This window comes from Streptomyces sp. BE20, assembly GCF_036322525.1.
GTDB lineage: Bacteria > Actinomycetota > Actinomycetes > Streptomycetales > Streptomycetaceae > Kitasatospora.
This window is the reverse complement of sequence record NZ_JAQYWW010000939.1, coordinates 124,596-146,542: the sequence shown is the minus strand read 5'-3', so window position 1 is coordinate 146,542 and position 21,947 is coordinate 124,596. Positions and strand designations below refer to the sequence as shown.

The following is a 21,947-nucleotide window of genomic DNA, read 5'->3' as shown; positions in this document are numbered from 1 at the left end:
GGTCCCGCCCCGGACGCGGCCCGGCCGCCGGATCCGGTCAGGTCCCGCGGGTTCGTCCGGCCGGGCCGGTCCGCCGGCGTTCCGTCGCAGCAACGTGCCCTCCCGAGCCGTGAGATGGATGGTGGCGGAGGGTCCAACGAGTCGATCATGTGATGGTTGCGCCGATCGGGGGAGCCGTCCGTGCCCGTCCCGCCGGGTGGCGGCTCACCCGCCGTGGCCCTGGGTGCCCTCCAGCTGCGCCCGCTCGGTGATCCGGCGCGCCATGCCGCCGAAGACCACGGCGTGGAACGGCGCCACCGACCACCAGTACGCGTGCCCGGCCAGCCCGTGCGGGTGGAACAGCGCCCGCTGCCGGTAGTGGCTGCCGTCCCCGTCGGGACCGACCGACAGCTCCAGCCAGGCGAGGCCGGGCAGCCGCATCTCGGCCCGCAGCCGCAGCAGCCGGCCCGGTACGAGCTCCTCGACCCGCCAGAAGTCCAGCGAGTCGCCGACCCGCAGCCGGTACGGGTCCCGGCGGCCCCGGCGCAGGCCGACCCCGCCGACCAGCCGGTCCAGCCAGCCGCGCAGTGCCCAGCCCAGGGGGAAGGAGTACCAGCCGTTCTCCCCGCCGATGCCCTCCACCACCCGCCAGAGGGCGGCCGGTCCGGCGTCCACCCGGAGCTCCCGGACGTCCTCGTAGAGGCTCCCGCCCGCCCAGTCAGGGTCGGTGGGCAGCGGGTCGCTGGGCGCCCCGGGCAGGGAGGCGGAGGACCATCGGGTGACGACCTCCGCGTCCTGGATCCGGCGCAGCGCCAGCCGGACCGCCTCGTCGAACCCGGTGGCGCCGCCGGGAGGATCCGGCAGGTAGCGGACGAGGTCGTGTTCCGCGCAGACCACCTCGTACCGCAGCGACTCCACCAGCGGGCGGGCGATCCGGTTCGGCACCGGCGTGACCAGGCCGACCCAGTGGCTGGAGAGGCGGGGAGTCAGGACCGGCACGGCGACGATCAGCCGCCGCGGCAGCCCGGCGACGGCGGCGTAGCGCTCCATCATCCGGCGGTAGGTCAGGACCTCCGGGCCGCCGATGTCGAACGCCCGGTTCACCTCGGGGGGCAGCGTGGCCGACCCGGTCAGCAGCCGCAGCACGTCCCGGACGGCGATCGGCTGGATCCGGGTGTCCACCCAGCTGGGTGTGACCATCACCGGCAGCCGTTCGGTGAGGTGACGGAGCATCTCGAACGACGCCGAACCGGAGCCGATGATCACGGCGGCCCGCAGCTCGGCCGTCGGTACGCCGCTCTCCCGCAGCATGCGGCCGACCTCGGCGCGCGAGCGCAGGTGCGGAGAGAGCCGGTCGGGGTCCACCCCGGCGGGGACGAGCCCGCCCAGGTAGACGATCCGCCGCACGCCGGCCCGGGCCGCCGCCTGCCCGAAGGCCCGGGCGGCGTCCCGGTCGGTGGCCTCGAAGCCGGGGCCGGTGCCCAGCGAGTGCACCAGGTAGTACGCGACCTCGACGCCGGCGAAGGCGTCCGCGAGGCGCTCCGGCCGGGTGACGTCCCCGGCGACGGCCTCGACCCGGGCCCGCCAGGGGTGGTCGCGCAGCCGGCCCGGGTCGCGGGCCAGGCAGCGGACGGAGTGCCCGGCGGCGAGCAGTTCCGGTACCAGCCGGCCGCCGATGTAGCCGGTGGCGCCGGTGACCAGGCAGAGCCGGCCGGGTGCGCTCCGGCCGCCGTCGGCGGGGTCGGGGGCCGGCTCGGCGGCGTCGGCGGCGGTCCCGCCGCCGACGGGGCCGGTGCCGCCGGTGGATCGCGGGTCGGCGGGGGTGCTGTCGGCGTTCACGGTGGCTCCCGGGAGGGCGGGGACAGGGGTCAGAAGGCGTACCTGACGCGCAGCCAGGGCGCGTGCCGCCCGATGAGCGTTCGCAGCTCGTCGAGCGCGGCGGCCTTGGCCCCGAGGCGGTAGCGGACGTTCAGGTCACCGTTCTGCGACCGCTTGGGCTCCTGGAGGGCGGGGCGCCACAGCACCTCCTCGGCCCGGGGGTGCCAGCCGAGGTTGACCTCGTGGAGCGCGCGGTTGTGGGTCAGCATGATGATCTCCGCCGCCGCCTGCGCCTTGACCGCCGCGGGCAGGGTGTCGTCCATCCGGCGCAGCAGCTCGGCCCAGTCGGCCTGCCAGCCGGCGCGCAGCACGACGGGCGACAGGTTGAAGTGCACCTCGTAGCCGGCCGCGAGGAAGTCGCCGGCCGCCGCGATCCGGTCCGGCACGGGCGCGGCGCGGACGTCGAGCAGCCGCGCGTCGGCCGGGGGCATCACCGAGAAGCGGATCCGGGTCCGGCCGCGCGGGTCCAGGTCGAGCAGCGCGGGGTTGACCCACTTGGTGGCGAACGAGGCCTTGGCGGTCGGCCAGTGCCGGAAGGCGCGGACCAGGTCGGCGGTGTTCTCGCAGAGCAGGGCGTCCACCGCGCAGTCGTTGTTCTCCCCGATGTCGTAGACCCAGGCGGCGGGATCGCACTGGTTGGGCGCGGGCTTGCGGCCCTGGCGCCGGACGTGCCCGGCGAGGTACCCGACGATCCTGTCGATGTTGGTGAACAGCGTGACCGGGTTGGCGTAGCCCTTGCGGCGGGGGACGTAGCAGTACGCGCAGGCCAGGGCGCAGCCGTTGGCGGAGCTGGGCGCGATCCAGTCGGCCGAACGCCCGTTGGGCCGGGCCGCCAGCGACTTCTTCACCCCGAGCACCAGGACCTCCCGTTTGATCCGGGCCCACCGCTCGACGTTGCCGGCGTTGCCGTGCAGGTGCGGGATCTGCCAGTGCGAGGGGACCTCGATCACCTCGGCCTGCGGGAAGCCGGCCAGCACCTCGCGGCCCCGGACGGAGGCGGCGGCCTCGGGCTCGGCGTAGACGTAGCGGATGTCGAAGGGCTGGGGCGGCCGGGGCGGCCTGACGGCGGGTGGCACGGGCGGGGACCTCCTGACAGGGTGATGCTGTTCGATCTTCGGAGCCGGCGCCCCCGTGGACGGGTCCGGCCCCGCAGGGTCTGTCCGGTCAGGTCCGCCCGTGCCGTTCGGTCCGCCCGGTGCGGGCCCGTCCGGACGGCCGGTGGCGGGCCGTGGCGGGCCGGACCGCCGTGCGTCCCCTCGGGGCCGGGACGGATCCGCCCACCGTCGTGCCGGGAAGCGGGAAGGCCGTTCCGGAAAGTCGGGGCAATCCACCGGGCACGCGGCCTCGAAGACCCGGTGCCCCAACCGTACGACCGTCCCGGCCGCCCCCGCGCCGCCGGGGCACTGGAGGAACGATGCCGACCAACCGCCCACCGGGCGGCCAGCCCGTCCGTGCCACGCGACCGGGGGTGGCCGCGTGAGCAGCGTCGTGCCCCTGCCGATGCCCGGACGGCGCGGTCCGGACCTCGGGGATCTGGTGGCCCGGACCGCCCGGGGCGACCAGGACGCCTTCTCGGCCCTCTACGACGCCGTGGCCGGCCCGGTCCTGGGCCTGGTCCGCCGGGTGCTGCGGGACGCGGCACAGTCGGAGGAGGTGGCCCAGGAGGTCCTGCTGGAGGTCTGGCGGACGGCCGCCCGCTACCAGCCGGAGCGCGGCGAGGTGATGACCTGGGTGCTGACCATGGCCCACCGGCGCGCCGTGGACCGGGTGCGTGCGGCCCAGGCGGCGGCCGACCGCGACCGGCGGGACGCCGCCCGGTCGCACACGCCCGCCTTCGACGAGGTGGCGGAGCAGGTCGAGAACCGGCTGGAGCGCGAGCTGGTCCGGCGCTGCCTGCGCGCGCTCACCGAACTGCAGCGCGAGGCCGTCACGCTCGCCTACTACCGCGGCCTGTCCTACCGCGAGGTGGCCGATCTGCTCGCCGCCCCGCTCGGCACGGTGAAGACCCGGATGCGGGACGGCCTGATCCGCCTCCGCGACTGCTTGGGGGTGGCGTCATGACGACCGGAGCGGACCTTCACACGCTGACCGGCGCCTACGCGGCGCACGCGCTGCCGGATCCGGAGCGCGAGGCCTTCGAGGAACACCTCGCCCGGTGCGCGTCGTGCGCCCAGGAGGTCGCCGAGTTCGCGACCACCCTGGCGCGTCTCGGCGCGGCCGAGACGGTGATCCCGGCGCCGGAGCTCAAGGCGCGGGTGATGAGCGGCATCGGTTCCGTCCGTCAGGTCCCGCCGCCCGGCCGGGCCGCCGTGGCGCGGCCCGGCCGGTCCGGTGGGCTGCGCCGCCACTGGCCGAAGCTCGCGCTGGCGGCCTCGGTCGCCGTGGCCGCCACGCTCGGCGGGGTCGCCGTCCACCAGCACGACGAGGCGCGGCAGGCCCGGGCACGGGCCGACCGGCTGGTCGAGCAGCAGGCCGCCCTCGGCTCGCTGTTCACCGCGCCGGACGTCCGGACCGCCTCGGCGACGGCGGGGACGGGCAAGGCCACCGTGGTCTGGTCGGAGAGCCGAGGCCGGGCCGGGCTGCTGGCGGCCGGCATGCCCGCGCTGCCGCCGGACCGGACGTACGAGCTCTGGTTCGACGACGCGGGCACCATGCGGCCGGCCGGGCTGTTGCCCGCGGGCACCGGCGCGGTGCTGCTCGACGGTCCGATCGCCGGGGCTGCCGGCGTCGGTGTGACGGTCGAGCCCGCCGGTGGCTCGCCGCACCCGACCGGGGCCCCGGTCATGCTGCTGCCGTTCGTCTGACGACGGCCCGGGACCGCCGCCGCCCCGATCGTCCACGCGGGGCGGCGGCCCTTCACCGCCGCCCGGCCACCGGTCCGGGGCCGGACCGGTGGCCGCCCGGCGGTCCGGTTCGGCTCCGGTCCCCTGCCGGGCCAATCCGGGCGGGCGGCGGCTCCGAAGCACGGGTGAACCCGACGTCCGGCCGGCCCGGACACGACGGGTGAGCCCGAGAGGACACCAGTGCACATGACCCGAGCAGTCACCCGCAGGACGGCCACCGTGGGACCGCCGCGAACCGGCGACCGCCGGCGGATCGCGGTCGTCGGCGCCGGGGTGGCCGGTCTCACCGCGGCGTACGAGCTCGGGCGCGGCGGCGCCCACGTCGAGCTGTTCGAGGCGGCCGACCGGCTCGGCGGCCACGCCCACACCCAGCGCGTCAAGGCCCTGGACGGCCGGACCGTGCCGCTCGACACCGGCTTCCTGGTGCACAACCGGCGCACCTACCCCGAACTGACCCGGCTCTTCGCCGAACTCGGCGTCCGCACGCGCGAGAGCGACATGAGCATGTCTGTCCGGTGCGGGGGCTGCGGCCTGGAGTACGCCGGAGCGCGCGGCCCGGCCGGTCTGCTGGCCCAGCCCGGCAGCCTGCTGCGCGGCCGCTACCTGAGGATGCTCGCCGAGATCCCGCTCTTCCACCGCCGGGCCCGCCGCCTGCTCGCCGGCCCGCCCGGCGACGAGCCGACCCTCGCCGAGTTCCTCCACCGGGGCGGCTTCACCGGCTACTTCGCCGCCCACTTCATGCGCCCGCTGGTCTCGTCGGTCTGGTCCTGCGCCCCGGACCTCGCGGGCGACTACCCGGCCCGCTACCTCTTCACCTTCCTCGACAACCACGGCCTGCTCGGCGTCACCGGCTCCCCGACCTGGCGCACCGTCGTCGGCGGCTCGCACACCTACGTCGACCGGATCGCCGAACGCACCGCCGCCGTCCACCGCGGCGCGCCCGTCCGCGCCGTCCACCGCCACCCCGACGGCGTCACCGTCACCACCGAGGACGGACGCCGCACCGAGGCCGACGCCGTGGTCGTCGCCACCCACGCCGACCAGGCGCTGCGCCTGCTCGGCGACCCGACCCCGGCCGAGAGCCGCGTGCTCGGCGCGTTCCGCTACTCCCGCAACCCCACCGTGCTCCACCGCGACGCCGGGCACCTGCCCCGCGCCGTCTGGGCCCGCGCCTCCTGGAACTACCTGACGCCCGACTGCCACGGCCGCTCCGGGACGGCCCGGGTCAGCTACCACCTCAACCGCCTGCTCGGACTCGACACCCCCGAGGACTACCTGGTCACCCTCAACGAGGACCTGCACCAGCCCGTCCCGGAGGCCCTCGTCGTCTCCCGGACGGTCTACGAGCACCCCCTCTACACGACCGAAACCGTCGCCGCCCAGCGCCGGCTGCCCGAGCTCACCACCGCCCGCACCGCCTACGCCGGCGCCTACCACGGCTGGGGATTCCACGAGGACGGCTGCCGCTCCGGGCTCGCCGCGGCCCGCGCCCTGCTCGGGGCGGCGGCGCCGTGACCGGGCCCGCCCGCACCCGACCGGCGGAGCCCCGCCCCGGTGCCGCCGCCGTCCCGCTGCCCGGGCCCTGGGGCGCCGCCCTGTACGAGTGCCGCATCACCCACGTCCGGACCACCCCGCTCCGGCACGCCTTCCACCATCGGACCCGTCTGTGGCTCACCGACCTCGACCACCCGCCCCGGATCCCCGCACCGCTGCGCCCCCTGGCCGCGATCCGCGCCGCCGACCACCCCGGCGACCCCCGGCACGGCCTGCGCCGCACCCTGGACGCCTACCTCGCCGGCCGGGGGATCCACCTCGACGGCGGGCAGGTACTGATGCTCACCCAGGCCCGCTCGCTCGGCCACGTCTTCAACCCGCTCACCGTCTACTGGTGCCGTGACCGGACCGGCCGCCCGGTCTGCACCGTCGCCGAGGTGCGCAACACCTACGGGCAGGCCCACCGCTACCTGCTGCGCCCCGACCAGGACGGCACCGCGACCGCCGCCAAGGAGTTCCACGTCTCGCCGTTCTTCCCCGTCGACGGCGCCTACCGGCTGCACCTGCCGGAACCGGACGAACGGCTCCGCCTCACCGTCCACCTCGATCTGCCCGCCGGCCGCGCGTTCACCGCCACCGTGCGGGGTACCCGCGTCCCCGCGACCGCGTGGACGGTCCTGCGCGCCGCCCTCCGGCACCCGCTGGCCACCTACGCGGTCAGCGCGCACATCCGGTTCCAGGGCATCCGGCTGCTGCTGCGGGGACTGCCCGTCCACCCGCGTCCGGACCGCCCCCGGCCGCCCGCCCACCGACCCGACCGACGAGAGGCCCACCTGCCGTGACCGCCCCTGCCCACCCACCCGCCGTCCGGCCCGCGGCCGTCGACCCGCTCCGCTGGCCCGACGTCGCCGCCCGCCCGCACAGCCCGGTGCGAGCCGCCGTCGCCGGTCGGCTGCTCCGCCGGGCCGCCCGGCTGCGCGGCGTGCGCGTCGACCTGCCCGGCGGCCGCCTGCCGGTCCCGGCGCCGCGGGACGCCCCGGTCCTGCGGCTGCACCACCCCGAGGCCTTCCTGCACCGGATCGGTGCCGACGGGCTGATCGGCTTCGGCGAGTCCTACCAGGCCGGGGAGTGGGACTCGCCCGACCTGGTCCGGCTGCTCACGGCGCTCGCCGCCGACCCCGCCGCCCTGGTCCCGCCCGGCACCGCCCTGCTGCGGCCCCTGGTGTGCCGGCGCCGGCCGGCCCACGACCTCGGCACCGCCGACAACGCGCGGCAGAACGTCCACCGCCACTACGACCTCTCCAACGACCTCTTCGCGCTCTTCCTCGACCCGACCATGACCTACTCCTCGGCGCTCTTCCCCACCGGTCCCGACGGCGCCCCGCACGCCGCCCGGCCGGACCTCCCGGCGGCCCAGCACCGGAAGATCGACCGGCTGCTCGACCTGGCGGCCGTCGGGCCGGGCAGCCGGGTCCTGGAGATCGGCACGGGCTGGGGCGAACTGGCCCTGCGCGCCGCCGCCCGCGGCGCCACGGTCGTCAGCCTGACCCTCTCCCGGGAACAGCAGGTGCTCGCCCGCCACCGGATCGCCGCGGCCGGGCTCGCCGACCGGGCCGAGGTGCGGCTGTGCGACTACCGCGAGGCCGAGGGCCGGTACGACGCGGTGGTCAGCGTCGAGATGGTCGAGGCGGTCGGGAGGCGGTTCTGGCCGGACTACTTCCGCGCCCTCGACCGCGCCCTCGTGCCGGGCGGCCGGGCCGCCGTCCAGTCGATCACCATGCCGCACGAGCGGATGACGGCCGCTGCCGACACCTACACCTGGATCCTCAAGTACGTCTTCCCCGGCGGGCTGATCCCCTCGGTCCGGGCTCTGGGCGAGGCGGCGGCCGGCCACAGCAGACTGCTGCTGGCCGACTCCACGGGCTTCGGCCCGCACTACGCCGAGACGCTGCGGCTCTGGCGCGAGCGGTTCACGGACCGGGCCGCGGAGGTGGCCGACCTCGGCTTCGACGAGGTGTTCCGGCGGACGTGGGAGTTCTACCTGGCCTACTCGGAGGCCGGCTTCCGCAGCGGCTACCTCGACGTGCGGCAGCTGCTCTTCACCCGGCCCGGCGAGGTCCCGCCGCCGCGCCGGGAGGCCGGGGCCGACCGATGAGCGCGGCGGCCTCCCAGGGCGCCGGCCTCGGGGACCTGTCGGCCTTCGCGGTCGGTACCGCCGGCGCGGCCGGTGCGGCGCTCGCGGTCATGGCCGTCGCCGCCGCGGTCGGGATCCGGACCGGCCGGCACCGCGTGGTGGACGTCGCCTGGGGCCTCGCCTTCACCGCCGTCGCCCTCACCTGCTACGGCCTCTCGGCCGGCCACGGCGATCCGGTACGGCGGGCTCTGGCGGCCGGACTCACCACCGTCTGGGGCGTCCGGCTGGCCGTCCACCTCGCCCGCCGCGCCCGTGGCGCACCGGAGGACCCGCGCTACGAGCGGATGCTCGGCCGGGTCCCGGCCGAGCGCCGCACCGGCTACGCGCTGCGCAAGGTCTACCTCCTCCAGGCGGCCCTGGTCTGGTTCGTCTCGTTGCCGGTGCAGGCGGCCGGGTACCTCCCGGGACCGCCCGGGCCGGTGGCCTGGGCCGGCGCCGCCCTGTGGGCGGTCGGCCTGGCCTTCGAGGCGGTCGGCGACCACCAGCTCGCCCGGTTCCGCGCGGACCCCGCCAACCGCGGCCGGATCATGGACCGGGGACTGTGGGGCTGGACGAGGCACCCGAACTACTTCGGCGACGCGTGCGTCTGGTGGGGCCTGTTCCTGCTCGGCGCCGACACGGCCGTCGGCTGGGCGTTCACGGGCAGCCCGCTGCTGATGACCTGGCTGCTGGCCTACGGCAGCGGGCGGCCGATGCTGGAGCGGCAGCTCGGCGCCTCGAAGCCGGGCTGGGCCGCGTACGCCGCCCGGACCAGCTCCTTCCTGCCGCGCCCGCCGCGGCGGACCCGCCCGCCCGGACCGGCGCGCTGACGGATCCGGGCCGGAAGCAGGCCCCGCTTCCGGCCCGTTCGGGGTACGTTCGATGGCAGGGCCCTTGGTCCCCGGCTGTCAGCCCCTTGGCCCCTGGCGGTTCCCCCCGCCCGGGGGAGATGCTCCAGGTGTACCGGCCGGACGTCCGGCTGTCCGGCCGAACGACGCTCGTGGACGAGGTGAACCGGCGTGCACCACGCCAACGTCGCATCAGTGATGACCACCCCCGTGGTCCGGATCGCCCCCGAGACCGGCTTCCGGGAGATCGTCGCGCTGCTGACCGAGTACGACATCACCGGTGTGCCGGTGGTGGACGGGGACGGCCGGCCGCTCGGCATCGTCTCCGAGGCGGACCTGCTGCTCACCCTGGCCGCGCAGGAGGACCAGGGCAGCCTGCTGCCGCCCCCCGAGTTCTCCCGCACCGGTCCCGGCGGCGCGGTGACGGCCGTCGACCTGATGACCGGCCCCGCCGTCTGCACGACCCCCGACACCAGTGTGGTCGCGGCGGCCCGGCTGATGAGCCGGCACGGGGTGAAGCGCCTGCCGGTGCTGGACGAGGACGGCCGGGTCTTCGGGATGGTCAGCCGGGGCGATCTGCTCCGGGTCTTCCTGCGCGAGGACCGGGTGATCCGCCGGGAGATCGTCGAGGAGGTGCTGGGCGTGGTCGAGGGCGTCAGCCCGGCCGAGGTCGGCATCGAGGTGGACCAGGGCCGGGTGGTGCTCAGCGGCACCGTGCCGGAGCCCCACCTCATCCCGATCGTGCTGAACCTGTGCCGCTCGGTCGACGGCGTCGTCTCGGTCACCGACCGGTTGAGCGCCGAGACCTTCGGCGGCGAGCCGGCGAACGGTGAATCCGCCGGGGACGAGCCCTCCGGGGAGCCGTCGGTCGGCGACGGGCCCTTCGGTGGCGGATCCGTGTCCGCCGGTAGGGGCGTGCGCGGCGGCAACGCGCGCGGTAGTGGTGCGCCCACGCCCGTCGGCTGATCCCGCGCGCCGGCGCACCCGGCCCACCCCGCCCCGACCGGGGGGCGCCAGGTCTGGACCCGGAGCCTCCGGTTCGCATACTGCGCTTCGTGCCGGGTAAATCACTCTCCGTGTGCGGCGGTATCCGGCCGCCGCGCCGCCGGGGCACCGGGGAGGCAGCCGTGGCCGTCGTGTTCGACGCCGACTTCACATCGACCAGCCAGTGGATCGCGGGCCGCAGCAGCGCCTATCCCCGGATGGGGCCGACCAACCGGGGCGATCACAAACTCGACTTCCTCAGCCGCGCCCACTGCCCCGGAGGGGTGTTCGCCGCCACCCGGCGGCACGGCGGTGACCTGTGGACCTGCAATTTGCTGACCACCGAGGGGAGTCCGGAGGGATTCCAGGCCCGCACCGGTGACACCCTCGCCGCGCGGGTCACCCTGCCCGTCGAGCTGGGCGCCTGGCCCGCGATCTGGACCTGGCGGGAGGGTGGCAGCGAGGTGGACGTCTTCGAGTACCACCCGAACCACCCCGACCTGCTGGAGATCTCCAACCACGTCCGGGGCGGGTACCGGTACTGGCACGGCGCCGACGCCGGGATAGCCCCCGGCGCGACCTTCGACCTGCGGACCGTCTTCGGCGCCCACTCGGTGGACTGGTTCGTCGACGGCACGCTCATCCACGCCGACCGGCGCGGTGTCGGGCCGAACTGGCACGCCTTCCTGATCGTCAACCTCTCGGTCGCGGACGGGACCTACCACGACCGGCCGCCTGTCCTCGGGCCGGACCGGCTCAGCTGGGTCTGCCACAGCCTCCGCGTCGAGCGCTGAGTGCTGAGCGCTGAGCGGCGAGGCGGCGGGTGTCGAGCCGTGCCGCGAGCCGTCGGGCGGTGTCGCGAAGCGTCGGGCTGTGCCAGGAGGCGTCGGGAGGCGTCGGGAGGCGTCGTCCGCGCGTCAGGACTCGGGCGGGAACATCGCCGTGATCAGGCCGCGCGGGCCCGAGCGCTGGAACCAGACCACCCGGCGGTACGGGCCGATGTACGCCGGGTACGCGACGTACAGATCGTCCCGCGGGGCTCCCTCGTTGCCGGGCGCGAGCGCGGCGTCGACCGCGTCGGCGGCGATGGTGCGCAGCAGTGCGTGCGCCGTCGGGGCGGCCGCGGCAGGCGCGATGGCGAGGGCGGTGAGTTCGAACCAGAGCGCGGTGGAGACGTAGCTGACGGGGGAGTGGCGCAGGGTCGGGTGCGGCTGCGGGTCCTGGTAACGGAGCAGCACCCCGGCCGCGACCTGGCGCTCGCGGTCGTCGGCCGGTGGGTGGTGGTTCATGGGTTGCCACGCTACCCCTCCGGGCCCGGGCGGGCAGCGCCCCGGCCGTGGCGGTGGCGGTGGGTGACGGGTGCCGGCATGCCGACGGGCCCGCCGCACTCGCGTGCGGCGGGCCCGTCCCGTTCCCTGCGTCCCGTTCCCTTCGTCACCGCGTTTCGCGGCGGTGTGCCCCGGGGGCTGCGGCGCCTCTGGGTGTCGGCGCTCCGGGGCCCCGTTGCGGAGGCCCCGCCCGGCTACTCGACGACGAGCTCGACCGGGATGTTTCCGCGGGTGGCGCGGGAGTAGGGGCAGACCTCGTGCGCCTGCTTCACCAGCAGCTCGCCGGTCTCGCCCGCCAGCGAATCGGGCAGTTCGACCCGGAGGACCACCGAGAGGCCGAACCCGGCGCCGTCCTTGCCGATGGAGACCTCGGCCGTCACCGAGACCTCGCCGGTGTCGACCCGCGACTGCCGGCCGACCAGGCCCAGCGCGCTCGCGAAGCAGGCGGCGTAGCCGGCGGCGAACAGCTGCTCCGGGTTGGTGCCCTCGCCGTTGCCGCCGAGCGCGGGCGGCATCGCCAGGGCGAGGTCCAGCCGGCCGTCGGAGCTGACGGTGCGGCCCTCCCGGCCGTTCGCGGTGGCGGCTGCGGTGTAGAGCGCGTCCATGGTCCGTTCCTTCCGTCCTGCTGTGGTCGGTGTTTTCGGTGTGCCGGTGTCGGGCCGGCTGCCGTTTCCGGGCGTCCCGACGAGGACAAGTAGAGCACGCAATTAAGTTGCGCACAACTCAATGGCGTGGGAGGCATCGCTACCATGGAGGCATGACCACGCTCCCCGACCGGCCGGACGCCGAGTTGCTCCGCCTCGACCAGCAGATCTGCTTCTCGCTGAACGCGGCCTCGCGCGCCTTCGGCGGCGTCTACCGGGTGCTGCTCAAGGACCTCGGGCTCACCTACCCGCAGTACCTGGTCATGCTCGTCCTCTGGGAACAGGGCGAGCTGCCCGTCAAACGGATCGGCGAGCGCCTCCGGCTGGACTCGGGCACCCTGTCCCCGCTCCTCAAGCGGCTGGAGGCGGCCGGCCTGGTGCGCCGCGAGCGCAGCCCGGAGGACGAGCGATCGGTCACCGTCAGCCTCACCGAGGACGGCGCCGCCCTGCGCGAGCGGGCCGGTCAGGTGCCGCGCCGCCTCCTCACCGCGACCGGCCTTCCGGTCGACGACCTCGCCGAACTCCGGGCCCTGCTCGACCGGGTCACCGTCGCCCTCGACGCGGCCGTCCCCGACCTGACCGAGGGGTGACCGAGGACTGACCGACACCGACGTCCGACACCGACGTCCGACCGGCCACCGCAGTCCGGCCGCGGTGCGGTCGTGGTGGGGTCGTGGTGGGGTCGCCGCCGCCGGGCGCGGGCGCACGGCAGCGGTCCCCGGCCGGGGGGGTGTCGGCCGGGGACCGCGGTCGGTGGGGACCCGTCAGGAGGCGGGCATCAGGACGGTGTCCACGATGTAGACCGTCGCGTTGGCGGTCTGCACGTCACCGCAGAGGACCTTGGCCGCGCCGTTGACGGTGAACTCCGGGACGCCGCCGGTCACCGTGACGTCGTGGGTCTCCAGGGTCTTGTGGCCGCCGGTCAGCGCGGTGGGGGTGAGGCGCTGCGGGACCACGTGGTACGTGAGGATCTTGGTGAGCTTCTCCTTGTCGGCGAGGACGGCGTCGAGGTCCTTCTTCGGGAGCTTGGCGAAGGCGTCGTTGGTCGGCGCGAACACGGTGATGTTCTTCGCCGAGTTGAGCGTGTCGACCAGGCCGGCCTGCTTCACCGCCGTGACGAGCGTGGACAGCAGCGGGTTGTTGGAGGCGGCGGTCGCGACCGGGTCCTGTGCCATCCCGTCGAAGGAGCCGGCGCCGTCCTTCGGCACGGCGGAGCACGCGGCACCGAACGGCCGGCCGGCCGCCGCCTGGACGGCCGGGGATCCCATCCCCGGGTCCGGGCTGGTGGCGGCGGACGTGGAGCCGGCGGCGGTCGTCGCGGGCGCGGCGGACTTGGCCGTGTCGGACGCCTTGGTGCCGTCGTCGCTGCCGCAGGCGGAGAGGGCCGCGGCGAGGAGGCCGGCGGCGAGCAGGGCGGTGACGGGCTTGCGGCTCAGGATCGGGTTCATCGGACGGACTTTCTGTGAGGTGTGCCGGCCGGTTGCCGGCGACGGTCGAGGTGGTCCCGCAGGGGACCGGGGGTGGGACGGTGGGGGTCGGGTGGGGCCGCCGTTCCGGCGGCCGGGGAGTGGTTCAGACGACGGTGACGACCGTGCTGTGCCAGCCGGTCGCCCCCGAGGGGTAGGGCGGCCGGCGGGCCTCGTCCTGGACGGCGCCGGCGGCGTCGGTGGCGCGCACCTCCAGTCGGTGCGTGCCGGGCGTGGCGCCCGTCCAGCGCAGGCTCCACTGCCGCCACACGTCGGGACCGGCGTCGACGGCGAGTGACGCCTGCCGCCACGGGCCGCCGTCGACGCGGACCTCCACGGCGGCGACGCCCCGGTGGGTGGCCCAGGCGGTGCCGGCGACCGTGACGTCCCCGGCCGGGACGCGGGCGAACGCGGCGGGAACGTCGATCCGCGAGGCCGTGCGCACCTCGCCGGTGCGGTCCCAGCCGCGCCGCACCCAGTACGGGTCGTGGGCGGCGAAGGTGGTGACCTCCAGGTCGACCAGCCACTTGGTGGCCGAGGCGTAGCCGTAGAAACCCGGCACCACCGTCCGGCAGGGGAAGCCGTGCTCGACGGGCAGCGGCTCGCCGTCCATCGCGACCGCCAGCAGCGCTGTGCGGCCGTCCAGCACCGGGTCCAGCGGGGTGCCGATGGTCATGCCGTCCTTCGAGGTGCCCAGCAGCTGGTCCGCCCCGGCGCGCACACCGGCCCGGCGGAGGAGGCCGGGCAGGGAGGCGCCGAGCCAGCGGGTGGTGCCGACGTACGGGCCGCCCACCTCGTTGGAGACGCAGGACAGCGTGTGGTCGAACTCGTCCAGGGGCAGCGCGAGCAGGTCGTCGAAGTCGAGGAGAAGCGGTCGGTCGACGAGGCCGTGGATGCGCAGGGCCCAGTCGCGCGGGTCGATCCGGGGCAGTGCGAGCGCCGTGTCGACGCGGTAGAAGTCGGCGGTCCCGGTCCGGAAGCCCGGCATCCCGGGGAGCCGGAGGTCGGCGCCGGCCGGGAGCGGCGGCGCGGGGCGGGCCGGTGCCGGGAGCCGGACCGCGCGGCGGGCGGTGGTGACGTCGTTGCGGCGGTCGGACAGCGTCCGGCCCCCGGTTGCGAGGCCTGCGGAGACGGCGATCACGGCGCCGGCGGCGAGGACGGTCCGGCGGGTAGGTGGTGCGGGGTCGGCTCCGGCGGCCGTGGCGGTGTCGCGCGTCCGGTCGGGGCCGTGGCCGCCCGCCCTCTCCAGGCCCGTGTCCTGATCGGGGTCCTGCTCGGCGCCGGACCCCTCACACGCCGTGCCGGTCCCTTCTCCGCCCCGCTCGCCGCCGCGTCCGTCGGTCCGTCCGTCGTCCGCTGCGTCTCCGCCGTCGCCGGCCCGGCCCTGTCCGTCGCCGGCCCGCGCTTGCGGGACGGACCGGACCGGCGGGGCGGGCCGGCGACGCAGGAGCGCGAGGAGTGCGGCGGCCCCGGCCAGTGCGGCGGCCGACGACGGCAGCGCGTCGGCGGGTCCGGCGTCCGGCCGGGCGAGTGCCGCCCAGGCCCCCAGGGCGCCGAAGCCGACCGGAAGGAGGATGCCGAGGGCGCGACGGCGGGCCGCGACCGGTCCGAGTGCGGCGGCGAGCACGGCGAGCACGGTGAGGATCCCGGACAGCAGCACCGTCTTGTCGGCGGTGCCGAAGGACCGCACCGCCCACTCCTTGACCGCCGTGGGGGCGAGGTCGACGGCGGTGGAGCCGATCGCGAGCACGGGCGCCGCCGCCGGCCGGCCGAACGCGGCCACGGCCTCGCCGACCCCGACGGCGGCGGCTGCGGCGGCGAGGCCGCACAGCATCGGAACCGCTGTCCGGCCGGGGCCGCGCGTGCTTCCGTCCGCTCCGCCGTGCACCGCGTCGCGTGCCTCGACGCTCGCGTCGCGGTCGCGGCCCGGCGGCCGGATCCCTCGGGTGCTCGTCCTGTTGCTCACACCGCGCATTCGGCCCAGCCGCCGTGGCGGATGGGTGAGATCGGCACACTCACCCGATCGGGTGAATCGGGACCTCTGGAGCCGACCCTCGGGAACTCTGCGGCCCAGGGGTGAGGCCCCAGGGGCCTCCTGAGGCCCCTGCAGCTTCTTGGCGCTGAGTGCCGGGCGGCTTCCGCTTCCGTCGGAGGCGCCGTTCGGGCATAATAAACGAACGTTCATTTACTAATGGAGGAGGTGGCCGGTGGCCGGTCGACCGAGAGGCGTCGACGACGCGGTGATCCTGCGTGCGGCGGTGGAGGTGATGGGCCGGGTCGGCCCCGCCGGGCTGACCCTGGCGGCCGTCGCGGGCGAGGTCGGGTTGGTGCCGGCCACCCTCGTCCAGCGGTTCGGCTCCAAGCGCGGCCTGCTGGTCGCGCTGGCCGAGCACTCCGTCCGGGAGGCGGAGGCGCGCTACGGCGAACTGTCGGCCGAGCACACCTCACCGCTGGCCGCGCTGACGGCGCTGGCCGTGGACTCGACGGCCGCCATGGAGACGCCGGACGGCTACGCCAACCACCTGGCGTTCCTCTGTGCGGACCTCACCGACCCGACGCTCCGCGAGCACGCCCTGGCCGTCCACCGGAAGCAGCGCGAGGCGCTGGAGAGGCTCCTGGCCGAGGCCGTCGCCGCGGGCGAACTGCGCGCGGGGACCGACCCGGCGGCGCTGGCCGGATCCGTCCAGGCGGTCGCCGCCGGCGCCGGACTGGCCTGGGCCCTGGACCGCGAAGGCACGCTGCCGCAGCGGATCGAACGGGAGATCGACGCCCTGCTGTCGCCCCGCACGCCGTCGTGGGGCGGCACCGAGACGGAGGGATCATGACGCACGACACGCAGCCGCTCGCGGGGAAGGTCGCCCTGGTCGCCGGAGGCACCCGGGGAGGCGGGCGGGGGATCGCCGTCGAACTGGGAGCGGCCGGGGCCACGGTCTACGTCACCGGGCGGTCCAGCTCTGCCGGACGGTCCGAGCTGGACCGCCCGGAGACGATCGAGGAGACCGCCCGCCGGGTCACCGAGGCCGGCGGCACCGGGATCCCGGTCCGCACCGACCACAGCCGCCCCGAGGAGGTCCGGGCCCTGGTCGACCGGATCGCCGCCGAGCAGGACGGTCGGCTCGACCTGCTCGTCAACTCCGTCTGGGGCGGCGATCCACTGACCGACTGGCAGCACCCGCTGTGGGAGCAGGACCTGGACACCGGTCTGCGGCTGGTCCGGCAGGCCGTGGAGACCCACGTCATCACCAGCCGGTACGCGCTCCCGCTGATGGTGGCGCGCGGCAGCGGCCTGGTCGTGGAGGTCACCGACGGCAACACCGCCCGCTACCGGGGCTCGTTCTTCTACGACCTCGCCAAGTCGTCGGTGATCCGGCTCGCCGTCGCCCAGGCGGCCGAGCTGAAGCCGCACGGGGTCGCGGCGGTCGCCCTCACCCCCGGCTTCCTCCGCTCGGAGGCGATGCTGGAGCACTTCGGCGTCCGCGAGGAGAACTGGCGCGACGGGGCCGCCGCCGACCCGGACTTCGCCCACTCCGAGACCCCCGCCTACCTGGGCCGGGCCGTCGTCGCGCTGGCCGCCGACCCGCACGTGATGGCCAGGACCGGCCGTGCCCTGGCCACTTGGGGCCTCTACCGGGAGTACGGGTTCACCGACGCCGACGGGACCACGCCGGACTTCGCCGCCCACTGGGCCGACGCCCTGGAGGCGGAGCACGGCCCGCTCGGCGAGCCGCTGTAGCGCCGGGCGCAGGCGGCTGCGGGGCGCCGGACATCCGGCGCCCCGCCCCCGGCCCGCTTCACCGGGCGGCGTCCCGCCCGTTCACCTCGGCCCGCCCTGCGTCGGCCCGCTTCACGTCCGCTCGTTCACGCAGAGGATGTTCCCTTCGCTGTCCTTGAACCAGGCGGCGCGCATGCCGTCGGCCTCCACCACGCCGTCGACCGTCTTCAGCCCCGGCAGGTCGTACTCCTCGAACGTGACGCCGCGGCTGCGCAGCGTCGACATCTCGGCATCGAGGTCCGCGACCTTGAAACTGGCCAGGGTGTGCGCAGCCTGCCCGGCGGTCGGGGTCTCGTAGAGGCCGAACTCCGTGCCGCCGCACTCGAAGGTGACGTCGTGCGAGCCTTCCTCGCTGAGCTTCACACCGAGGGTTTCGGTGTAGTAGCGCTTCGCCCGGTCCAGGTCGGCCGCCGGGATGATGGGGATCAGCGGTGCGTTTCCAAGCATGTCCATCGCCTCCTACTACCACCAGGCTAGTTCTCCGACCCGGCACGGCCACCCGGTCGTGCGGCGAGGGTCCCGGCCGCCCCGGCACCGTGGACGTCCGGCCCCTGCCTCCGCCCCGACCTCCGCCCCCGGGGGCGGCCCGGCTGTGACCCCGGGGCGCGAGCGGCCGGCGACCGACGGTCACGATGCGCCGAGACGCCAGAGGGAGGTCACCTCGGCGGCACGGGCGGCCCGGAGCGGGTCGCCCGGCCGGGTGCCGTCGGAGCCCCGGATGGTCCCGGCGGGCTCGGTGGCCCCGGCGGGCCCGGAGGGTTCGGCGGCGCGGGCGGCCTCGACGGCCCGGCGGTGGCGGGGGCGGGTGTCGAGACGGCCGAGGACACGCAGACCGGCCTTGGCGAACGCCGCGTTCAACTCGTCACGGGAGCGCAGGCCCAGGTGCTCGGCGAGGTCGGAGAGGATCAGCCAGCCCTCCCCGCCGGGCACGAGCCGGTCCGCCAGGCCGTCGAGGAATCCGGTCAGCATGCGCCCGTCGGGATCGTAGACACCCTGGTCGAGGGGAGAGCTCTGCCGGGCGGGCAGCCAGGGCGGGTTGCAGACCACCAGACCGGCCCGTTCACCGCCGGGTGGGTAGAGGCCGGTGCCGACCGGCCGGACGCGGTCGGCGAGCCCGAGCCGGTGCGCGTTGTCGAACGCGCAGGCGAGGGCGCGCGGGTTGACGTCGGTGGCGAGCACCCGGCCGATCCCGCGCCGGGCCAGCACGGCCGCCAGGACCCCGCTGCCGGTACCGAGGTCGAACGCCGTGCCGTGGCCGGGGCACGCAGCACGGACGGCGGAGGGCAGCGGAGCACGGGCGACCAGGTCGACGTACTCGCCGCGGACGGGGGAGAACACGCCGTAGTGCGGGTGGATGCGTGCGCCGAGCGCGGGCACGTCCACGCCCCGCTCGCGCCACTGCTGCGCGCCGATGACGCCGAGCAGCTCGCGCAGCGCGACGACCCTGGGTCCGTCCGGCGGGCCGTAGGCCTCGCGGCAGGCCCTGCGCACATCCGGCGCGCGTCGCAGACGGAGTGAGTGATCGGCTTCCAGCAGCACCAGGAGCGAGCCGGCCACCCGGGCGGTCCGGGCGCGTTCCTCCCGGTGGAGCCGGAAGGCCGCGGCCGCGGTGGTCGGCGCCGTACCACCGGGCACCTGCGGGCGGTGCGGGTCGGCGCCGGCCCGGCGAGCCAGGGCGGAACACAGCTGGCGGGCCCCGTGGTAGTCGCCCTGCCAGAGCACGGCGGTACCGCGCACCGCCCACGCGTGGGCGGCGTCGGCCCGCAGCCGGTCGTCGGCGACGATCACTCCGCCGGGCGGCGGCGCACCGTTCTCGGAATGCCAACGGGCGGGCAGGGCGGGAAGGGTGGGCAGGGCGGCGCCGGTGATGACGCCGGGGGTGTCGGTCCGGTCGAGCTCGGACACCGGTACTCCTCGTGGTCGAACGTGCGGATGGGCACGAAGAGCACTTCGACGAGGAGGGGGAGCGGACAGCAGGTCAGGACGGGCGCGGCTCCCCGGTCGAAGTGCGGACCGTGGAGTCGCCGAGCACCATGCCGGGCACCGCGCAGCCTGTCATGATCAGCCCTTTCCGGAAACGGGTGGATCCCGCCGTGGGTGGGCGGAACGCGGCGAGGGTGTCACGTCGTCGGGCTGCTCCGCAAACGAATTGCCACCCGCCGCACCGGACACGCAGGCTCCCTCCGTCCGCCGGCCGGCCCTCGGGCGGCTGGGTGGAGGGGGCACGGGGAGGAGAGACACGGTGCTCCACCTCCCCGCGCCCGTTCACCCGTCACGGTCGGCCACGCCCGTCATCCGGCGGTGAGGAAGTCGGCGACCAGGGCGGCGAAGTCCTCGGGCGAGAGGACGCGGATGCCGAGCTCCTCGGCCTTGGCCAGCTTGGAGCCGGCCTTCCCTCCGGCGACCAGCAGCGTGGTGCGCTTGGACACGGACGAGGACGCCTTGCCTCCCGCCCGTTCGATCAACTCGTTCATCTCGTTCCGGGACAGCGCGGCGAGGGGCCCGGTCATGCTTCCCGTCACGACGACGGCCTCGCCCGCCAGCGGTCCTTCGCCCTGCGTCCCCTCCGTTCCCTCCGTCTCCGCCGTGGCCACGGCGGCCCGCACCGGCTCGGTCGTCGCGGTGCCGACGTTCTGCGCGATCAGCTTGTCCAGGACGGGCGCGAGTTCGACGAGCTCGGCGACGATCACCCGGGCCTTCTCCGGGCCGATGCCGTCGACGGTGGCCAGGGTCTCGGCGTCCGCACTGCGGATGGCGGCCATCGACCCGAAGTGGGCGGCGATGCGCCGCGACATGGTGCGTCCGGTGCCTCTCACTCCCAGGGCGCAGAAGACGCGGTTGAGCGGGCGGGCCCGGGCGGTCTCGATGGCGGCGAGGAGGTTGTCGGTGCTGGTGTCGCCCATGCGTTCCAGACCGAGGAACTGCTCGCGGGTCAGGGCGAACAGGTCCGCCACGTCGGTGACGAGCCCGGCTTCGACGAGCTGGACGGCGCGGGTGCCGCCGAGGCCCTCGATGTCCAGCTGGTCACGGCCTGCGGCGTAGCGGATCGAGGCGACCGCCTGGCAGTTGCGGCCGCGTGCGCAGCGCCAGCGCTGCTCGGTGGAGTCGATCGCGTCGCCGCAGCGCGGGCAGCTCTCCGGGAAGACGATCGGCTTCTCGTCTCCCGTGCGCTCGTCCACGAGCGGCGCCTCGACGCGCGGAATGACGTCGCCCGCGCGGTAGACGAAGACGCGGTCGCCGATCATCAGGTCGCGGCGGGTGATGTCGGCGGGGTTGTGGAGGGTCGCGTAGGTGACGGTGACGCCGTCGATGACGACGGGTTCGAGAACGGCGCGCGGGGCGATGATGCCGGTGCGGCCGACGTTCCACTCGACCTCCAGCAGACGTGTGACGGTGTGCTGGGCGGGGAGTTTGCGGGCGATCGCCCAGCGCGGGGCGCGCGAGCCGGAACCGGCCAGGGCCCGGTCGGCGGGGGAGTCGGCCTTGACCACGATGCCGTCGATGCCGAACGGCAGGGCGGCGCGCAGGGCGGCGATCTCCTCGACGCGCCGCTGGACCTCCTCGATCGTGGCACAGCGGGCGGGGCCGGCGGCGGTGGAGGCCGCGGTGTTGGCGCCGAGGGCCGCCAGTCGCTCCAGGAGGGCGCTGTGGGTGAGCTCCTCGCCGAGGCCGGGGCCGAGGGCGTCGTAGGCGAAGAAGGTCAGCTCGACGCGGTAGGGGCGGTCCTTGGCCCGCAGGGTGCCCGCGGCGCCGTTGCGGGGGTTGGCGAACGGCGTCGCGCCGTGTGCGGTCCGGACCGTGTTGGCGTGCTCGAACTGCTCGGCGGTGAGCAGGACCTCACCGCGCAGTTCGACGTCGACGGGGGCCGCGAGTTCGGCGGGCAGACCGAGGATCGCGCCGGCGGCATGGGAGATGTCCTCCCCGGCGAGGCCGTCGCCACGGGTGAGGATCCGGTGCAGGCGGCCGGCGCGGTAGCGGGCGGCGACCGCGAGCCCGTCCAGCTTGGGCTCCACGCACCAGCCGTCGACGGGGTGGTCGAGGCGGCGCTCCAGCCCGGCCGCCCAGTCCGCGAGTTCCTCCGCGGTGAAGACGTTGTCGAGGGACAGCATCGGCACGCTGTGCGGGACGTCGCCGCCGACCGCGCCGCCGGCGACCTTCCCGGTGGGGGACTCCGGCAGGGCCTGGTCGGGGTGTGCGTCCTCGAACGCGGCGACGGCGCGGAGCAGTGCGTCGTACTCGTCGTCGCCGAGCGGTGTCGAGCCGTCCGTGTAGTACGCGGCGGAGGCCTGGAGGGCCGTCCGGACGGCGGTGGCGTAGTCGGCGGGGGAGAGCACTGCGTCTGTCATGTGGCCATCCTGACCTGTGCCACTGACATCTCCGGTCGGCGCCGCGGACGGCCGTCCGCGCCGTCGGGGCGGGCCGGCGCAGTGCCCGGGACGGTGGGCCGGGACGGCGGCCGCGGGGCCCGGAAAAATTCCTCGCAACCGACCTGCAACCCGGGGCGCCGCCACACGTCTGTACGGATGAGAGGCGGGAAG

At 75.6% G+C, this 21,947-nt stretch carries 20 protein-coding genes; 11 read left to right on the top strand and 9 right to left on the bottom strand.

The window, feature by feature from the left end:
- Positions 1-204: 204 nt before the first annotated feature.
- Positions 205-1,680 (bottom strand): SDR family oxidoreductase, encoded by a 1,476-nt coding sequence (locus tag PUR61_RS22675; RefSeq protein ID WP_329881328.1) that lies wholly within the window; start codon positions 1,678-1,680, stop codon positions 205-207.
- 167 nt (positions 1,681-1,847) lie between these two features.
- Positions 1,848-2,933, bottom strand: coding sequence for a spore photoproduct lyase family protein (locus PUR61_RS22670; protein ID WP_329881148.1), 1,086 nt, complete (start codon positions 2,931-2,933; stop codon positions 1,848-1,850).
- A 424-nt stretch (positions 2,934-3,357) separates the two neighbouring features.
- Here PUR61_RS22670 and sigK point away from each other — a divergent pair, with 424 nt between their 5' ends.
- From sigK to PUR61_RS22630, 8 genes are all read left to right on the top strand, one after another.
- A complete protein-coding gene (sigK, locus tag PUR61_RS22665) occupies positions 3,358-3,918 on the top strand; it encodes an ECF RNA polymerase sigma factor SigK (protein ID WP_329881327.1) in 561 nt (186 codons plus the stop codon).
- On the top strand, positions 3,915-4,661 hold the full coding sequence (locus tag PUR61_RS22660; RefSeq protein ID WP_329881147.1) for an anti-sigma factor: 747 nt from the start codon (positions 3,915-3,917) through the stop codon (positions 4,659-4,661). The genes sigK and PUR61_RS22660 overlap by 4 nt, the downstream gene beginning before the upstream one ends.
- Positions 4,662-4,886: 225 nt before the next feature.
- Positions 4,887-6,215 (top strand): NAD(P)/FAD-dependent oxidoreductase, encoded by a 1,329-nt coding sequence (locus PUR61_RS22655; protein WP_329881145.1) that lies wholly within the window; start codon positions 4,887-4,889, stop codon positions 6,213-6,215.
- Positions 6,216-6,271: 56 nt separating this feature from the next.
- The gene (locus PUR61_RS22650; protein WP_329881326.1) at positions 6,272-7,036 is read left to right on the top strand and encodes a DUF1365 domain-containing protein; all 765 of its coding nucleotides are present in this window, start codon (positions 6,272-6,274) and stop codon (positions 7,034-7,036) included.
- Positions 7,033-8,349 (top strand): cyclopropane-fatty-acyl-phospholipid synthase family protein, encoded by a 1,317-nt coding sequence (locus PUR61_RS22645; RefSeq protein WP_329881144.1) that lies wholly within the window; start codon positions 7,033-7,035, stop codon positions 8,347-8,349. Before PUR61_RS22650 ends, PUR61_RS22645 begins: the two co-directional genes overlap by 4 nt.
- Positions 8,346-9,197, top strand: a complete 852-nt coding sequence (locus PUR61_RS22640; protein ID WP_329881143.1) for a DUF1295 domain-containing protein — start codon at positions 8,346-8,348, stop codon at positions 9,195-9,197. Before PUR61_RS22645 ends, PUR61_RS22640 begins: the two co-directional genes overlap by 4 nt.
- Positions 9,198-9,386: 189 nt before the next feature.
- On the top strand, positions 9,387-10,181 hold the full coding sequence (locus PUR61_RS22635; RefSeq protein ID WP_329881142.1) for a CBS domain-containing protein: 795 nt from the start codon (positions 9,387-9,389) through the stop codon (positions 10,179-10,181).
- Positions 10,182-10,342: 161 nt separating this feature from the next.
- Positions 10,343-10,993 carry a beta-glucanase gene (locus PUR61_RS22630; RefSeq protein WP_329881141.1) on the top strand — a complete coding sequence of 217 codons (651 nt, stop codon included), beginning with the start codon at positions 10,343-10,345 and terminating at the stop codon, positions 10,991-10,993.
- Between the two features lie 123 nt (positions 10,994-11,116).
- Here the strand turns inward: PUR61_RS22630 and PUR61_RS22625 are convergent, their stop codons facing one another.
- Together PUR61_RS22625 and PUR61_RS22620 are read right to left on the bottom strand one after the other, a co-directional pair.
- A complete protein-coding gene (locus PUR61_RS22625) occupies positions 11,117-11,488 on the bottom strand; it encodes a hypothetical protein (RefSeq protein WP_329881139.1) in 372 nt (123 codons plus the stop codon).
- 233 nt (positions 11,489-11,721) lie between these two features.
- Positions 11,722-12,132, bottom strand: a complete 411-nt coding sequence (locus PUR61_RS22620; protein ID WP_329881137.1) for an organic hydroperoxide resistance protein — start codon at positions 12,130-12,132, stop codon at positions 11,722-11,724.
- A gap of 152 nt (positions 12,133-12,284) precedes the next feature.
- Between PUR61_RS22620 and PUR61_RS22615 the strand changes: the two genes are divergently transcribed.
- Entirely contained in the window at positions 12,285-12,761 is a 477-nt protein-coding gene (locus PUR61_RS22615) for a MarR family winged helix-turn-helix transcriptional regulator (protein ID WP_329881136.1), read from the top strand.
- Between the two features lie 174 nt (positions 12,762-12,935).
- On the opposite strand, the gene PUR61_RS22610 is transcribed toward PUR61_RS22615, so the two are convergent.
- Together PUR61_RS22610 and PUR61_RS22605 are read right to left on the bottom strand one after the other, a co-directional pair.
- A complete protein-coding gene (locus PUR61_RS22610; protein WP_329881134.1) occupies positions 12,936-13,619 on the bottom strand; it encodes a fasciclin domain-containing protein in 684 nt (227 codons plus the stop codon).
- 124 nt (positions 13,620-13,743) lie between these two features.
- On the bottom strand, positions 13,744-15,603 hold the full coding sequence (locus PUR61_RS22605) for a molybdopterin-dependent oxidoreductase (RefSeq protein WP_329881132.1): 1,860 nt from the start codon (positions 15,601-15,603) through the stop codon (positions 13,744-13,746).
- Positions 15,604-15,844: 241 nt separating this feature from the next.
- Between PUR61_RS22605 and PUR61_RS22600 the strand changes: the two genes are divergently transcribed.
- The gene (locus PUR61_RS22600; protein WP_329881130.1) at positions 15,845-16,462 is read left to right on the top strand and encodes a TetR/AcrR family transcriptional regulator; all 618 of its coding nucleotides are present in this window, start codon (positions 15,845-15,847) and stop codon (positions 16,460-16,462) included.
- A complete protein-coding gene (locus PUR61_RS22595; protein WP_329881128.1) occupies positions 16,459-17,370 on the top strand; it encodes an SDR family oxidoreductase in 912 nt (303 codons plus the stop codon). Before PUR61_RS22600 ends, PUR61_RS22595 begins: the two co-directional genes overlap by 4 nt.
- 111 nt (positions 17,371-17,481) lie before the next feature.
- Here the strand turns inward: PUR61_RS22595 and PUR61_RS22590 are convergent, their stop codons facing one another.
- The 3 genes from PUR61_RS22590 to ligA form a co-directional block, all read right to left on the bottom strand.
- On the bottom strand, positions 17,482-17,856 hold the full coding sequence (locus PUR61_RS22590) for a VOC family protein (RefSeq protein ID WP_329881126.1): 375 nt from the start codon (positions 17,854-17,856) through the stop codon (positions 17,482-17,484).
- Positions 17,857-18,036: 180 nt separating this feature from the next.
- A complete protein-coding gene (locus tag PUR61_RS22585; protein ID WP_329881325.1) occupies positions 18,037-19,278 on the bottom strand; it encodes a class I SAM-dependent methyltransferase in 1,242 nt (413 codons plus the stop codon).
- A gap of 422 nt (positions 19,279-19,700) precedes the next feature.
- The gene (ligA, locus tag PUR61_RS22580; protein WP_329881125.1) at positions 19,701-21,755 is read right to left on the bottom strand and encodes an NAD-dependent DNA ligase LigA; all 2,055 of its coding nucleotides are present in this window, start codon (positions 21,753-21,755) and stop codon (positions 19,701-19,703) included.
- Positions 21,756-21,947 lie beyond the last annotated feature (192 nt).